Source organism: Candidatus Methylopumilus universalis, from assembly GCF_006364435.1.
GTDB classification, from domain to species: Bacteria; Pseudomonadota; Gammaproteobacteria; order Burkholderiales; family Methylophilaceae; genus Methylopumilus; species Methylopumilus universalis.
In genome coordinates this window covers 252968-266352 of sequence record NZ_CP040977.1, presented here as the reverse complement: position 1 = coordinate 266352, position 13385 = coordinate 252968, and the positions used below count along the sequence as shown (strand labels likewise).

At 34.6% G+C, this 13385-nt stretch carries 17 protein-coding genes and 1 tRNA gene; 6 read left to right on the top strand and 12 right to left on the bottom strand.

Features of this window, described 5'->3' with window-relative positions:
- Window positions 1–199 precede the first annotated feature (199 nt).
- Together FIT70_RS01560 and FIT70_RS01555 are read left to right on the top strand one after the other, a co-directional pair.
- Window positions 200–613, top strand: a complete 414-nt coding sequence (locus tag FIT70_RS01560) for a CopD family protein (RefSeq protein WP_139867017.1) — start codon at window positions 200–202, stop codon at window positions 611–613.
- Window positions 610–1545: a carbohydrate kinase family protein gene (locus FIT70_RS01555; protein WP_139874266.1), complete on the top strand. Its 936-nt coding sequence runs from the start codon at window positions 610–612 to the stop codon at window positions 1543–1545. Before FIT70_RS01560 ends, FIT70_RS01555 begins: the two co-directional genes overlap by 4 nt.
- Here FIT70_RS01555 and FIT70_RS01550 read toward each other — a convergent pair whose 3' ends face one another.
- Genes FIT70_RS01550 through FIT70_RS01535 form a run of 4 tightly spaced genes read right to left on the bottom strand, consistent with a single transcriptional unit; the run spans window position 1546 to window position 4746 of the window.
- The gene (locus FIT70_RS01550) at window positions 1546–2358 is read right to left on the bottom strand and encodes a symmetrical bis(5'-nucleosyl)-tetraphosphatase (RefSeq protein ID WP_139874265.1); all 813 of its coding nucleotides are present in this window, start codon (window positions 2356–2358) and stop codon (window positions 1546–1548) included.
- Between the two features lie 6 nt (window positions 2359–2364).
- Window positions 2365–2838 carry a c-type cytochrome gene (locus tag FIT70_RS01545; protein ID WP_139874264.1) on the bottom strand — a complete coding sequence of 158 codons (474 nt, stop codon included), beginning with the start codon at window positions 2836–2838 and terminating at the stop codon, window positions 2365–2367.
- Window positions 2839–2858: 20 nt separating this feature from the next.
- A complete protein-coding gene (gene cyoE / locus FIT70_RS01540) occupies window positions 2859–3767 on the bottom strand; it encodes a heme o synthase (RefSeq protein ID WP_139870042.1) in 909 nt (302 codons plus the stop codon).
- A complete protein-coding gene (locus FIT70_RS01535; protein WP_139874262.1) occupies window positions 3760–4746 on the bottom strand; it encodes a COX15/CtaA family protein in 987 nt (328 codons plus the stop codon). Before FIT70_RS01535 ends, cyoE begins: the two co-directional genes overlap by 8 nt.
- Window positions 4747–4836: 90 nt before the next feature.
- Here FIT70_RS01535 and FIT70_RS01530 point away from each other — a divergent pair, with 90 nt between their 5' ends.
- A complete protein-coding gene (locus FIT70_RS01530; protein ID WP_139884207.1) occupies window positions 4837–5331 on the top strand; it encodes a peroxiredoxin family protein in 495 nt (164 codons plus the stop codon).
- Here the strand turns inward: FIT70_RS01530 and FIT70_RS01525 are convergent, their stop codons facing one another.
- Both FIT70_RS01525 and FIT70_RS01520 read right to left on the bottom strand, forming a co-directional pair.
- Window positions 5332–5919 carry an SCO family protein gene (locus FIT70_RS01525; RefSeq protein ID WP_139874260.1) on the bottom strand — a complete coding sequence of 196 codons (588 nt, stop codon included), beginning with the start codon at window positions 5917–5919 and terminating at the stop codon, window positions 5332–5334.
- A complete protein-coding gene (locus tag FIT70_RS01520) occupies window positions 5916–6551 on the bottom strand; it encodes an SURF1 family protein (RefSeq protein ID WP_139874259.1) in 636 nt (211 codons plus the stop codon). The genes FIT70_RS01525 and FIT70_RS01520 overlap by 4 nt, the downstream gene beginning before the upstream one ends.
- Window positions 6552–6679: 128 nt before the next feature.
- Between FIT70_RS01520 and FIT70_RS01515 the strand changes: the two genes are divergently transcribed.
- Window positions 6680–6898, top strand: a complete 219-nt coding sequence (locus FIT70_RS01515; protein ID WP_139866998.1) for a twin transmembrane helix small protein — start codon at window positions 6680–6682, stop codon at window positions 6896–6898.
- 44 nt (window positions 6899–6942) lie between these two features.
- Here the strand turns inward: FIT70_RS01515 and FIT70_RS01510 are convergent, their stop codons facing one another.
- From FIT70_RS01510 to FIT70_RS01485, 6 genes are all read right to left on the bottom strand, one after another.
- Entirely contained in the window at window positions 6943–7815 is an 873-nt protein-coding gene (locus tag FIT70_RS01510) for a cytochrome c oxidase subunit 3 (RefSeq protein ID WP_139866996.1), read from the bottom strand.
- A 34-nt stretch (window positions 7816–7849) separates the two neighbouring features.
- Entirely contained in the window at window positions 7850–8395 is a 546-nt protein-coding gene (locus FIT70_RS01505; protein WP_139874258.1) for a cytochrome c oxidase assembly protein, read from the bottom strand.
- Window positions 8396–8516: 121 nt separating this feature from the next.
- Entirely contained in the window at window positions 8517–10112 is a 1596-nt protein-coding gene (gene ctaD / locus FIT70_RS01500) for a cytochrome c oxidase subunit I (RefSeq protein ID WP_139866992.1), read from the bottom strand.
- A gap of 39 nt (window positions 10113–10151) precedes the next feature.
- A complete protein-coding gene (coxB, locus tag FIT70_RS01495; protein ID WP_223257739.1) occupies window positions 10152–11312 on the bottom strand; it encodes a cytochrome c oxidase subunit II in 1161 nt (386 codons plus the stop codon).
- 103 nt (window positions 11313–11415) lie between these two features.
- Window positions 11416–11874, bottom strand: coding sequence for a DUF2244 domain-containing protein (locus FIT70_RS01490; protein WP_139874257.1), 459 nt, complete (start codon window positions 11872–11874; stop codon window positions 11416–11418).
- A 44-nt stretch (window positions 11875–11918) separates the two neighbouring features.
- Window positions 11919–12005, bottom strand: a tRNA-Leu gene (locus FIT70_RS01485).
- Window positions 12006–12100: 95 nt separating this feature from the next.
- Here FIT70_RS01485 and FIT70_RS01480 point away from each other — a divergent pair.
- Window positions 12101–12292, top strand: a complete 192-nt coding sequence (locus tag FIT70_RS01480) for a DUF2970 domain-containing protein (RefSeq protein WP_139874256.1) — start codon at window positions 12101–12103, stop codon at window positions 12290–12292.
- Between the two features lie 58 nt (window positions 12293–12350).
- Window positions 12351–13376 carry a tRNA preQ1(34) S-adenosylmethionine ribosyltransferase-isomerase QueA gene (gene queA, locus FIT70_RS01475; RefSeq protein ID WP_139930376.1) on the top strand — a complete coding sequence of 342 codons (1026 nt, stop codon included), beginning with the start codon at window positions 12351–12353 and terminating at the stop codon, window positions 13374–13376.
- Window positions 13377–13385 lie beyond the last annotated feature (9 nt).

Genomic DNA, 13385 nt, shown 5'->3' with positions numbered 1-13385 from the left:
ATAAATTTAATTTAACCATGAGCATATCATGGAGGAGAATTGCTAACAACGTTATAACCCATAGGGTTATTGAACTTTAGGCAAAAAATTCAGTTAAAATATGAACTCAATTTACTCGGCTTAAAGAGCCCGTCCCTTATCTTTTTATGAATCCAATGACTTTAACAAAGTTCAGATTAATTTCTCAAAAACACCCAAAATGCTCTGGATAAAAACCCTTCATATTATATTTATGGTGACTTGGTTTGCTGGCCTTTTTTATTTGCCAAGGCTATTTGTTTACCACGCCATGAGTAAAGATAAAATTAGCCATGAAAGATTCAAAGTCATGGAAAGAAAGCTTTTTTTTGGCATCATGACACCTGGCGCTTTTTTAACAATACTTTTCGGAGGATGGCTTTGGAATCTCTATGGAGTCACTGAACAATGGCTTCAAATTAAAATAGGTCTTGTAATCTTATTACTTGCTTATCACTATCTATGTTTTAAACATCTTATTGATTTTAAAAACAATAAAAATAAGCATAGCCATATCTATTTCCGATGGTTTAATGAGGTGCCTGTAATAGCTCTTGTTGTCATAATTTACTTAGTCGAATTTAAACCAGCATGAGTATACTCATCTGTGGCTCTATGGCTTTCGATACCATTATGGTATTCAAAGACCAATTTAAAAACCATATTTTGCCTGAAAGTATTCATAAATTAAGTGTGGCTTTTTATGTGCCAGAACTTAGGAAAGAATTTGGCGGTACCGCAGGAAATATTGCTTTCAATCTTAAGCTTCTCGATGAAAATCCTGTCATTATGGCAACGGTAGGTAGCGACTTTTCCGTTTATTTTGACTGGCTTAATCAAAATGGAATTGATACTTCATATATCAAAGAAATTAAAAGTCTCTATACAGCGCAGGCATATATTACAACTGATCTCAGTGACAATCAAATTACAGCTTTTCATCCAGGCGCCATGGTGGAATCTCATCAGAACAAAATTAAAGAAGTGAAGGATGTATGTTTAGCGATTATTGCGCCAGATGGAAAAGATGGCATGATGAATCACGCTAAAGAATGTAAGGCACTTAATATCCCCTTTATGTTCGATCCTGGCCAAGGGCTGCCAATGTTTAATCGTGAAGAACTTTTAAAATTTATTGATGATGCTACATATATTGCGGTGAACGACTATGAAGCAACTCTTCTATCAGAAAAGACTTCTCTTTCTTTAGAAGAAATTTCTAAAAAAGTAGAGGCATTAATTGTTACCAGGGGTGGTGAAGGCTCAATCATTTATGCTGATCATAAAACATACAAGATCGAACCCATTAAGGTTCAATCAACTATTGATCCAACAGGGTGCGGCGACGCTTATCGCGCAGGCCTTCTATATGGAATTTCTAAGAAATGGGATTGGCAATCTACTGGTCGATTAGCTTCTGTGATGGGCGCTATTAAAATTCAAAATCAAGGAGGTCAGAATCATCGGCCTACCCGTGATGACATCGAAATACTTTATACAAAAAAATTAATCGAAGAAAATAATTAACTAGGTATCTTTTGAATTAGCTTTGACAGAAAATACTGACTTATCATCAAGCCTGACGGCCGTTAAAGATCTTCCCCAAACGCAGCCTGTATCAATCGAAAAAATATCTCCTCTTGTGACAAGCCCAAGTGCTGACCAATGGCCAAAAATAATAACGTTATCTTTAGTTTTTCTTTTAGGAAAATCAAACCAAGCTTTTAATTTTTTAGGCATATTTTTAAGTTCGCCTTTATAGGTAAAATCAATAGCTCCGTCTGAAGATAAAGCCCTCAATCTTGTTGTCGCATTAATGATAATTCTTGCTTTATCATTTTTATTTAAAGTGCTAGACCACTTATCTGGCTTATTGCCATAGATAGAAGATAAAAATTCTATATATTTTTTACTGCGGAGTTGCGTGCTTACTTCTTTTGAGAATTTAAGAGCGTCTTTAATAGTCCACTGAGGCATTACACCTGCATGAACCATTAAGTGTTTTTTTTCATAATGCACTAATGGGAGTGATCTTAACCATTTAAAAAGTAAATCTGAGTCTTTTGCTTTAAGAAGGCGAGACAAAGTATCTTCATCGTCTGGCTCAATGACTTTATATTTGATAGCTAATGCATGAAGATCATGATTGCCTAAGACAGCTGTCACTGAGGATTTATTTTTATAGCACCATCTTAAAATTTCTAATGATCCATTACCACGATTAACTAAATCGCCTACGAGCCAAAGTTGATCTCTGCCACGTTTAAATTTAATTTTTTTTAGTAAATCTAGAAAAGAATAGTAGCAACCTTGAATATCACCAATTGCGTAAATTGCCATAGATATTTATTTTTTAAAGTTAGCGCCTGATGAATTCGACATATATAAGACCGCACTTGCAACTTCATTGTCAGACAAAGATGCATTCCCACCTTTTGCAGGCATAGATCGAATTCCTTTGATGGCATGCTGAACAAGCACTTCGTAACCTTGAGCTATTCTTGGAGCCCAGGCTTGCACATCACCAAATTTTGGAGCATTTAACATACCAGCTTGATGGCACATTAAACAAGCAGCTTTGTAGACTTCCTCCCCTGATTTTCCTCCCGAAGCTGACCCTTCTGCAATAGCCTGTGATAACTCTACCTTTGCTACTGGCTGAATATTTTCTTTAATTTTACTTTCTACCATAACGTTAGAACTAGGACTGCTCTTAAAGTCATAGGTTACGAATGAAATAAATAAAATTCCCCCTACAATTGCTCCAACAATAATTATAGTTAATTCAAATAATACATTTTTTTCTTTTTCTAAATTCATTTAACTTTCCTTTTGTAATCTTAATACAGAGTAAATTTAAAATAATGGTCAACTAACATCGCAGAAAAAATCAAACTTAAATAGATAATAGAATATCTAAATGTTTTCATGGACAATTTATCTGAGTACTTTTTATAAAGCATAATTACATAGTACAAGAAAAAGGCATTAAGAATAGTGGCACAAATTAAATAAATAAGCCCACTCATACCAAGACTAAATGGCGCCATAGTCACAATAATCAAAATGATTGTATATAGAACAATTTGTAATAATGTGAAAGACTCGCCGTGTGTGACAGGTAACATTGGTATACCTACTTTTGCATAATCATTTCTCCGGTAAAGTGCCAATGCCCAAAAATGAGGTGGCGTCCAGCAGAAGATAATTAAAAATAAAATTAGCGCTTCCGGTCCAACAGTATTATTAACTGCTGCCCACCCTAAAATAGGAGGCATGGCGCCAGAGGCACCACCAATAACAATATTCATTGGCGTAGCAGGCTTAAGAAAAATTGTATAAATGACAGAGTAAGAGAAAAAAGTTGCAAGAGTAAGCCACATTGTTAGAGAGTTCACATAATAAAAAAGAATTGCTAATCCAATACCTCCCAAAATACTTGCATAAACTACAGTGCGTTCGGATGACAATTGCCCTGTCCCTATTGGCCTTCCTTTTGTTCTTGCCATCACAGCATCTATTTTTTGTTCAATCAGGCAATTAAAAGCTGCTGCTGCAAACGAGACAAAAGCAATACCCAAAATAGAGCTTAGTAATAGATTAAATGGCACCATCCCTGGGGTAGCTAAAAACATTCCTATCACAGCAGTAAAAACAATAAGAGAATTAACTCGCAACTTGCAAAGAACTAAAAAATTCTTTAAATCAACCTTAAGATTCAAAGCATTTTTTTTAAGAGAGTTAAGCATATTGTTTTTTAATTTTTGAATTTAATATTGTTATTATGATAACTAGTAAAGCTGCTGTTAGATTATGACTAACAGCTAAGACCATTGGGAGATGAAGAATCAAGTTAGCAACTCCAATAACAAATTGGGCTGCCAATATAATTAATAGAAGGATTGCTTCAAATCTCAATTGTTTATATTTCATCAATGCATAAGATAAATAGCCAAAATAAATAACTACAGTTATAGCGCCTACTCTGTGTATCCATTGAATTGCATGTAGTGCGTTAAGGCTAATTGGAGCCCCTTCAGAAGTTTGGCCTAGATTTCTGAAAATATTAAACGCATTCTTAAAGTCCATATCAGGGATCCATTGACCATGGCAGGTCGGAAAATCTGTACAAGCGAGACCAGCATAATTAGTGCTTGTCCAACCACCTAAAAATATTTGCATAAAAATCAGAATAAGGCCAAACCTTGCCATATAAAAAATTATGCTTTTCTTTAGAATTAATTTTGAATTTTTGTTGAAATGTTCGTAGCTTAGATAGGTGAGTATAGCTAAAGTTGCCATGCCACCTATTAAATGGGCACTAACAATAATAGGCTTGAGTAAAAGTGTAACTGTAAGCATTCCTAACATAGCTTGAAAAAATACAATACCCAGAAGAGTGAAAGGAACAAGGATGTTCACTTTAAGTGATTTTTTATTTTTATAAGCCAAATATGCAATTGATAAAATTAAAAGCCCCAATAGGCCTGCCACATATCTATGAACCATTTCCTTCCAAGCTTTGTCATTTTCTATAACCTGACCTGGAAAAGTATGTTGGGCTTTTTCAATAGCCAGTTGGCTTTCTGGCACTGTTAGCGTTCCAAAACATCCTGGCCAATCTGGGCAACCTAAACCAGCATCAGACAGCCTTACATAGGCGCCTAAAACAATTAAGCAAAATGTCATAATTGTTGTAAATAAAGTAATTTTTTTAAAAAGATTCATAATTAAATTTCTATAAAATTATAATAATATCGATTAGACTCATAAGAAATAATTCCATTACTATGAAAGAATTATAACATTCACCCAATTATGGCAAAAAAATCTCTCTGGCTGTTATTCGTTTTATTAGCTCTTTTAGTCTTATTTTTTTTGTCATTAACTGCAAATAAAAAAGTTCCTGAGATTCGGGTTACTTCAATTACTGGTGAAGCTTTCCAGCTTTATCAAGTTAAAAACAATTTTACAATCATCAATTTTTGGGCAACCGACTGTCCAGGATGTATCAAAGAAATGCCAGGTCTAGCTGCTACTTATAATCAATTCAGAGGGCAAGGTTTGGAAATTATCGCTGTATCTATGAGTTATGACCCGCCAAATCATGTCTTAAATTTTACTCAAAAGAATAAAATCCCTTTTCCTGTTGTGCTAGACATTGACGGTCAAATTGCACAATCATTTGAGAACATTCGTCTTACACCAACTTCAATACTAATTGATAAAAATGGAAAAATCATTGATAAAGTCATAGGAGAATTAGATTTTAATAAATTAAATGCTCTTTTGAAAAAGCATCTAGATTCCTAATTATTTTGAAATTCTTATTAATCGTTCTATATCTTTAATTATTCCAGATGGATTCGTTCCTTTTTTATATTGCATCATCAAATTTCCATAAGGATCTATCAGATAGATAGATTCGCTATCAAAGGCTGGATAAGATTTAATTCGACTATTTAGTCTATCTTTTGAATCTTTATCTTCTTTCAAAAAGAGGTGGCCTTGGCTCAATTTAATCTGTTCAGATGAAATTAAATTTTTATCTTTAACTATAGCTAGCCTTTGAATTTTATTGCCATCTTTACCTAATGCAAGCCAAATTTGTCTTAACTCATATAATTGAAACTCACACGCCTTCTCACATTTATTTTCCACGAAGGAAACTAATGTCCATTTACCAATTAATTGATATTTTTCTTGGCTTATCGGTTCAAATAACTCGAAATCACCAACCTGAATAATTGGACTAATTAAGAGTCCATGCTCTACTCCTTTTGTATGCATTTTGTAATTTGTAAAAAAAACTAAATACCATGCATAAACTACAGGCATAACAAATAACAATACAATACCAATTAGTTTTAACCGTGACTTAAGAATATCGCTTAAGATCATTTCTTTTTTACGCCTAATCTTATAAAAATAATGAAAAGAGTAAATGCCATCGCAAACCACTGAAATGCATAACCGTAATTTTTATCACTGTCCGGGACTGGGGTACCTGAATCTACAACATAAGTCTTATCAAAAATTGGTTTTCTGAGTTTAACTTCATACCCCATTAAATCTTTGCTTATTAAAGAGCTTAAAACTTCATAATCCATCTTCTGAAGCCTAAAAGACGACTCATTTAATTTTTCAGTTACTACTTTTCCTAGTGAAATACCAGAAGAGGGCATTTGACTAACTTGACCTTCAATTGTTTGCATCTCTTTAATAGGAGGTATATCAAGAATATCTTTTCTTGAATTGGTTAGAGGATACCAGCCCCTATTAATTAAGATAATTTTATTAGAGTCTAAAATTTTAAAAGGGGTATAAATGAGAAAGCCTGCTTTTTCTTCACGAATTTGATTGTCTAGAATAATATTCTTGTCATTTAAAAACTCCCCGCTCAAAGTAACGTGGCGCCAAATAATATCCTTTATTGGCATTTGGATAGTTTCTTTATTCAAATGTGTTGGCGGCTTATTTTGTCTTTCGACAAATGCCATATTAATTATCTTTTTTTGATCGGCACGGTCCATCTGCCAGAACCCTAATTTAATAAAAAAGGTAAAAAATATAATAAATATCAGAGTAGGTAATAACTTATAATTAAAACTTATGTTATAGATTGAAAATTTCAAAATTATATTGAAGACAAGGTTATTTTATGAGCGGTGAATTATTATTTAAGATTCTTGTAATTGCAATTCTATTATTTATACTTCTATCCCTTTCGGGTGGGCTTTTCTTTCTAATCAAAGATAAAAAAAAGAATTCTAACAGAATGGTTACATCGCTTTCCTTTAGAGTTGGGCTTTCTCTTCTTTTATTCTTCCTGCTTTTTTATGGATTTTATTCTGGCCTGATTCATCCTCATGGCATGTAAAATAAAAAAGCGCTATAAATATAGCGCTTTTTAAATGTGCTAGATTAAAGCCAATATACAAATATAAACAAACCTAGCCAAACCACATCCACAAAGTGCCAATACCAAGCGACAGCCTCAAAAGCAAAATGATCATTTTTTGTAAAATGTCCTTTAATTGATCTCAATAGAATCACTGCTAACATCACAGCTCCCATCGTTACATGAAAACCATGGAATCCTGTAAGTAAGAAAAATGTAGATCCATATATTCCAGAACTAAGTTTTAAACTTAATTCGGTGTAAGCATGGTGATACTCGGTTGCTTGCAAGTACACAAATAATGCACCTAATGCGACCGTAACAGCAAGCCAGATATTAAGATAATTTCTTTGTGCTTTTTTTAAAGCCCAATGAGCAAATGTAACTGTCACCCCACTTATTAAAAGTATTAAGGTATTAACTGCGGGCAAGCCAAATGCCGGGATAGTGTCTTTATAAACCGTAAAATTGGTTGGATTTGGCATCACTGACATAGGCCAAGATGCTTTAAACGCTGGCCATAAAAACTGATGCGTTACTACTCCATGACCTTCACCACTAAGCCAAGGCACAGATAATACACGAGCATAAAATAGCGCACCAAAAAAAGCTGCAAAAAACATAACTTCTGAAAGAATAAACCAGCCCATGCCCATTCTGAAGCTAATATCTACTTGTTTATTATATTTCCCTGAAAGGCTCTCAGCTATTACATTTGAAAACCATCCTGCAAACATATAAATTACTGCTGCTATGCCAGCAATAAAGACATACTTTGCATTGGGCGATTGATTTAATAACATCGCTGAACCTACGAATGTAGTAAAGAGAGCAAGGCTGCCGACTATTGGCCATTTGCTTGACTCTGGAACAAAATAGATATCTTTGCTTGCCATATAATTTCCTTCATTATTAATATATTAACATTACTTAACTTGCCTTTTTGTCATCTTTCAAAGCTCTGAAAAAAGTGTAAGAAAGAGTAAGTGATTCCACATTTTTAGGAATATCTTTATCCACCTCAAACCGTACAGTAAGTTTTTTACTCTCACCGGGCTTTAATACTTGATTCCTAAAACAAAAACACTCTGACTTTTTTAAATAAAGTGATGCAATTTGAGGCGTAACACTTGGTATTGCCTGCCCAATAATTTCCTCACTAATCATATTTTCAACGGTATAGGTCACAACATAAAATTTACCTGGATTAACCTTTAAAAACTTTTGATCGGCTTTTAATTTCCAAGCTAAATTACCATTTATATTCGAATCAAAGTGAATCGTAACAAATCGTTGAGTGTCTACAATTAACTTTGACGCTTCTGCATTGTAAATACGTCCTGTCTTTCCATTCAGCCCAGTGACTTCACAAAAAACATCATATAGAGGCACAAGTGCATAACCAAAACCAAACATTACAACTGTGAGCAGCGTTAAATAAACAGTTGTTCGCTTAATGCCGCCAAATTTAATCATTTCATATTGCTTAGAAGAAACCCTACGTAAAAAGAAAAAGCAACTAAGCCTAGAATTAATGCTAATCGTTTATTTCTTTTTTTAACTAATTCATTATTATTTTGAAATGCTTTTTTTACCATTAATAGTCCATTAAAGCTTTTGTGACTTTTGGTGGCTTAGTGAATGAATGGTATGGCGGAGGTGAGCTCAATGTCCACTCCAAACCGCGTGCGCCTTCCCAAACTTGACCTGTAGCTTTTTTGCCGCCTAGGACACATTTGATAACTATGTATACGAATAACAACTGTGAAATGCCGTAAGCAAAACCGCCAAGGCTTGAAACCATATTAAAATCTGCAAACTGAACACTGTAATCTGGAATTCTTCTTGGCATACCGGCTAAACCTAAAAAGTGTTGTGGGAAGAAAAGTACATTTGCAAAAATGGTCGATAACCAGAAATGTACCTTAGCTAATTTCTCGTCATACATGTTGCCAGTCCATTTAGGAAGCCAATAATAAACAGATGCCATTAGAGCAAATACTGCACCTGTTAATAAGACATAATGGAAATGAGCTACAACAAAGTAAGTGTCATGATATTGGAAGTCAACTGGCGTAATGCCTAACATAAGCCCTGAAAAGCCCCCAATTGTAAATAAAATTACAAATGCCAATGCAAATAGCATGGGAGTCTCAAAAGTCATAGCGCCTCTCCACATTGTAGCTACCCAATTAAATACTTTAACGCCTGTCGGAACAGCAATTAACATCGTTGCATACATGAAAAATAATTCGCCGTTGATAGGAAGCCCAACTGTAAACATATGATGCGCCCATACAAAGAAAGAAAGAATTGCAATTGATGCTGTGGCATAAACCATAGATGCATATCCGAAAAGTGGCTTACGAGCAAAAGTCGGGATAATTTGAGATACGATTCCGAAAGCTGGTAGGGCTAAAATATAAACTTCTGGATGTCCGAAGAACCAGAAAATATGCTGGAACAATACTGGGTCACCGCCACCGGCAGCATTAAAAAAGCTTGTGCCAAAATATTTATCTGTTAAGAGCATTGTTACGGCACCTGCTAAAACTGGCATAGAGGCAATAAGTAAAAAGGCTGTAATCACCCAAGTCCAGACAAACAAAGGCAATCTCATTAATGTCATACCTGGCGCTCTCATATTGAAAACTGTCGCAATAATATTAATTGCACCCATAATAGATGAGATACCTAGGAAATGAACCGCAAAGATTAAATACGGAAATGCTTTTCCTGTTTGAAGAACAAGAGGAGGGTACATAGTCCAGCCGCCTGCAGGGCCTCCACCTTCCATAAATAAAGTGCCCAAAAGAAGTGCAAAAGCAAAAGGCATAATCCAAAAACTCATATTATTCATACGAGGAAGGGCCATGTCCGGAGCGCCAATCATAATAGGTATCATCCAATTAGCAAGACCGACTCCAGCAGGCATAACAGCTCCGAAAATCATTACAAGCGCATGCACAGTAACCATCGAGTTATAAAATTGGGGGTCTACAAACTGAAGCCCTGGTTGAAATAACTCTGCACGAATAACCATCGCCATTGCGCCGCCAATAAAGAACATAATCAATGAAAACACGAGATACATCGTACCTATGTCTTTATGGTTTGTTGAAAACAACCAACGTTTAATGCCTGTGGGCTTATGATCGTGATGATCGTGATCGGCGTGTGCTATTGTGCTCATTCTTAAAATCTTCCTAAATTAAAAAAATTAAATTTAAAATTATTTCTTTCTGCCTGCTGCTACATCTTTAGGCTGAATAATATCGCCTGTTTTATTACCCCAATTATTTCTTGTGAAAGTAACTACTGAGGCAATATCAGTGTCCGATAGTTGCTCGCCAAAAGCTGGCATATTTCCCTTTCCATAAATAACTTGATGAATATGAGCTGGTATATTTTCCTTTAGGTTTGCAAGAGGGCTGCCATCAATTGATGGGAAAACTCCCTTAATACCTTGTCCATTTGCTTGATGACAAGCTAGACAATTTGCTTTATAAACCGCTTCACCTTTAGATTTTAACTCATCCATTGACAGCTCTTTATCGCCACTATCTTTTTTAGATTTTAATGCAAGTTTTGTTTCTTGAACCCAAGCTAAGTATTGTTTTTCTGGAACAGCCTTTACAACAATGGGCATATATCCATGTCCTTTGCCGCAAATTTCAGCGCACTGCCCGCGATAAACACCTTCTTTATTAATTACCGTCCAGTTGTCATTAATGAATCCTGGGATAGCGTCTCTTTTCCAGCCTAGATCAGGCACCCACCAAGCATGAATAACATCGTTCGCTGTTGTCATAATTCTAATTTTTTTACCAACAGGAAGTACAAGAGCTGTATCAGTATTTAGTAAATAGTTATCTGCAGTCTTTGGATCAATACCTGAATTCCTCTGGCTAGCATCAACACTATCAGCGGCCAAATTACTGTAAATAGTAATATCCTCATCTATGTAGTCATATTTCCATTTCCATTGATACCCTGTTGCTTTGATAGTGATTTCAGATTTTGAAGTGTCATCCATCCTTGCAAGAAGTTTAGTTGCAGGTATTGCCAATGCAACAATGATAGCAAAAGGTATAAGAGTCCAAATTACTTCAACGGTTGTGCTGTGTGAAAATTTTGCTGGTTTGACGCCTTTCGACTTACGATGATGGAATATTGACCAAAACATCACACCAAACACCAAAATACCAATGACAGTAACTACATATAAAGAAGTCATATGCATGTTATAAACATCTTGACTTATAGGGGTAGCTCCCTCTCTCATATTTAAACCCCAAGCAGCATGTAATATATCGGGGCTTAATAAGAATAGTGCTGAGACGATAACTATGAAATTAGATAAAAATCTAGCCATACTTTTATTCAAGTGCATTTATTATTCCTTACGGTAAAAGTCGAATGATCTATATTTACTGAAATTTTATGTTCCTCATGTTATCAGTAGGATTTTTTAAAATCAATACGAAAAATAGTAATCATGAGATTTTTTTAAACAATTCTAAGCGCTCTTTCTCGCATAAAAAATCTCCAATACGAGTATTTTTTCCCTTAGAGCTTATGACTATATAGCTAGGTCGATTAAAGTATGTTGTTACAAGTCTAAATTTACTCCAGTCTCGATTAAACTCCTCTCTAATTATTTTTTTCCCTTGAATAGTTTTAATTTCAATTAAGCGGGAACTGATTCTTATAATTTGATAAAAGGTACTTTTAAGACAAGTGAAATATAAAGCATATCCAAGCAAAAGCACTTCAATGCCGTAAAAAGGAATCGCTAGATACAATCCAAAGTAACAGAGTATTAAGGAAATTATGAGAATAAAGATAAAGAAAAAAAGATATATTTTTTTAATCACTCTCCATGGCATAGATGGATTTGGCCGAAGAATAAATTCGTCTAAAGTGCCTTTCTTTGACTTTTTGATTTGAATCATATTTTCTCTTGACGTACTTAAAAGAAAAAAATTCCAATAATTTATGGTGCCGGGAGCGAGAATCGAACTCGCACGCTATTACTAGCGCGGGATTTTGAGTCCCGTGCGTCTACCAATTCCGCCATCCCGGCCTCTAGATGCATACAAGCTTAACATTATAGATAATATCGGCTTAAATCTGATAACTATATTATGATTGTAGGAATTTAAAACTTAGTAAAAGACCATGCTTAATATCATCAAAAGTATCCTATCGGCTTTTTTCGGCATCCAAAATAATAGAAGATTTTCTCAGGATGATGCTTTTGTTGAAAAGCATGGGATAAAGTATTTTGTGATTATAGGTTTTTTAGTGGCAATTCTTTTGCTATTAACGCTTGCAATTTTAGTAGGTATTATTTTGAACCATATTAAATAATTCTAATATTCAGATCATTTAAAAACTGCTCTTAAAATGTTAAGCGCATAAATCTAATATGCTAATTGAAGACTTTAATTTTGAACTGCCCCAGCATCTTATTGCCCAAACTCCCCTTCAAAAAAGGGACTCGAGTCGGCTCCTTGTTTTAAATAAAAATACAAAGTCATTCAGCGATAAAAAGTTTACAGACTTTGTTGATTTATTAAATCCAAATGATCTTTTGATTTTCAATGACACACGTGTGATTAAAGCCAGGTTATTTGGGAAAAAAATCACAGGCGGAAAAGTTGAAATCATGATTGAGCGTATCTTGGATGACCATCATGCGCTCGCGCACTTAAAAACATCAAAAAAAATAGTTGATGATAATATCTTTGAAATCAACAAAGACGTGTCGGTTAAAGTCATCAAGAAAGAAAACGATCTTTTTTATATTGGGTTTAATTCAAATTTATCCAGTTACGACATACTTGAAAGATATGGGCATATCCCCTTACCCCCTTACATCGAGAGAAATGCGGATATATCTGATGAAAAAAGATACCAAACAATCTATGCCAAAGAGTCGGGTGCCGTCGCAGCGCCCACTGCTGGACTCCATTTTACCGATGAAATTTTTAAAGCCTTAGATGACAAAAAAATTAAATACACTTTTTTAACGCTGCATGTCGGAGCTGGCACTTTTCAACCCGTTAGAGATAACGATATTAATGACCATCAAATGCATAGCGAGTCTTTTAATGTGCCAGATAAAACTATTCACATGATTAATGATGCCAAATCAAAGAATGGCAGAATTATTGCCATCGGTACCACCGTTTTAAGAGCGCTTGAAAGTTTATTTTCCGAGGAAACGATCCAATCTGGATTAAAAGAAACTTCTATCTTTATTAAACCAGGTTATACATTTAAAATTGTAGACGCATTACTTACCAACTTTCATTTACCGAAAAGTACATTATTTATTTTAGTCTCGGCTTTTAGTGGAAGTGATACTATGAAAAGACTATATCAGCACGCCATTAAAAATGAATATCGCTTTTTTAGTTATGGCGATGCTACATTTATTGAGCGGTCTTAAATTAACAAT

Coding starts and splice junctions, on each gene's coding strand:
- FIT70_RS01560 (WP_139867017.1), top strand. CDS start 200: ATGCTCTGGATAAAAACCCTTCATATTATATTTATGGTGACTTGGTTT.
- FIT70_RS01555 (WP_139874266.1), top strand. CDS start 610: ATGAGTATACTCATCTGTGGCTCTATGGCTTTCGATACCATTATGGTA.
- FIT70_RS01550 (WP_139874265.1), bottom strand. CDS start 2,358: ATGGCAATTTACGCAATTGGTGATATTCAAGGTTGCTACTATTCTTTT.
- FIT70_RS01545 (WP_139874264.1), bottom strand. CDS start 2,838: ATGAATTTAGAAAAAGAAAAAAATGTATTATTTGAATTAACTATAATT.
- cyoE (WP_139870042.1), bottom strand. CDS start 3,767: ATGCTTAACTCTCTTAAAAAAAATGCTTTGAATCTTAAGGTTGATTTA.
- FIT70_RS01535 (WP_139874262.1), bottom strand. CDS start 4,746: ATGAATCTTTTTAAAAAAATTACTTTATTTACAACAATTATGACATTT.
- FIT70_RS01530 (WP_139884207.1), top strand. CDS start 4,837: ATGGCAAAAAAATCTCTCTGGCTGTTATTCGTTTTATTAGCTCTTTTA.
- FIT70_RS01525 (WP_139874260.1), bottom strand. CDS start 5,919: ATGATCTTAAGCGATATTCTTAAGTCACGGTTAAAACTAATTGGTATT.
- FIT70_RS01520 (WP_139874259.1), bottom strand. CDS start 6,551: ATGGACCGTGCCGATCAAAAAAAGATAATTAATATGGCATTTGTCGAA.
- FIT70_RS01515 (WP_139866998.1), top strand. CDS start 6,680: ATGAGCGGTGAATTATTATTTAAGATTCTTGTAATTGCAATTCTATTA.
- FIT70_RS01510 (WP_139866996.1), bottom strand. CDS start 7,815: ATGGCAAGCAAAGATATCTATTTTGTTCCAGAGTCAAGCAAATGGCCA.
- FIT70_RS01505 (WP_139874258.1), bottom strand. CDS start 8,395: ATGATTAAATTTGGCGGCATTAAGCGAACAACTGTTTATTTAACGCTG.
- ctaD (WP_139866992.1), bottom strand. CDS start 10,112: ATGAGCACAATAGCACACGCCGATCACGATCATCACGATCATAAGCCC.
- coxB (WP_223257739.1), bottom strand. CDS start 11,312: ATGCACTTGAATAAAAGTATGGCTAGATTTTTATCTAATTTCATAGTT.
- FIT70_RS01490 (WP_139874257.1), bottom strand. CDS start 11,874: ATGATTCAAATCAAAAAGTCAAAGAAAGGCACTTTAGACGAATTTATT.
- FIT70_RS01480 (WP_139874256.1), top strand. CDS start 12,101: ATGCTTAATATCATCAAAAGTATCCTATCGGCTTTTTTCGGCATCCAA.
- queA (WP_139930376.1), top strand. CDS start 12,351: ATGCTAATTGAAGACTTTAATTTTGAACTGCCCCAGCATCTTATTGCC.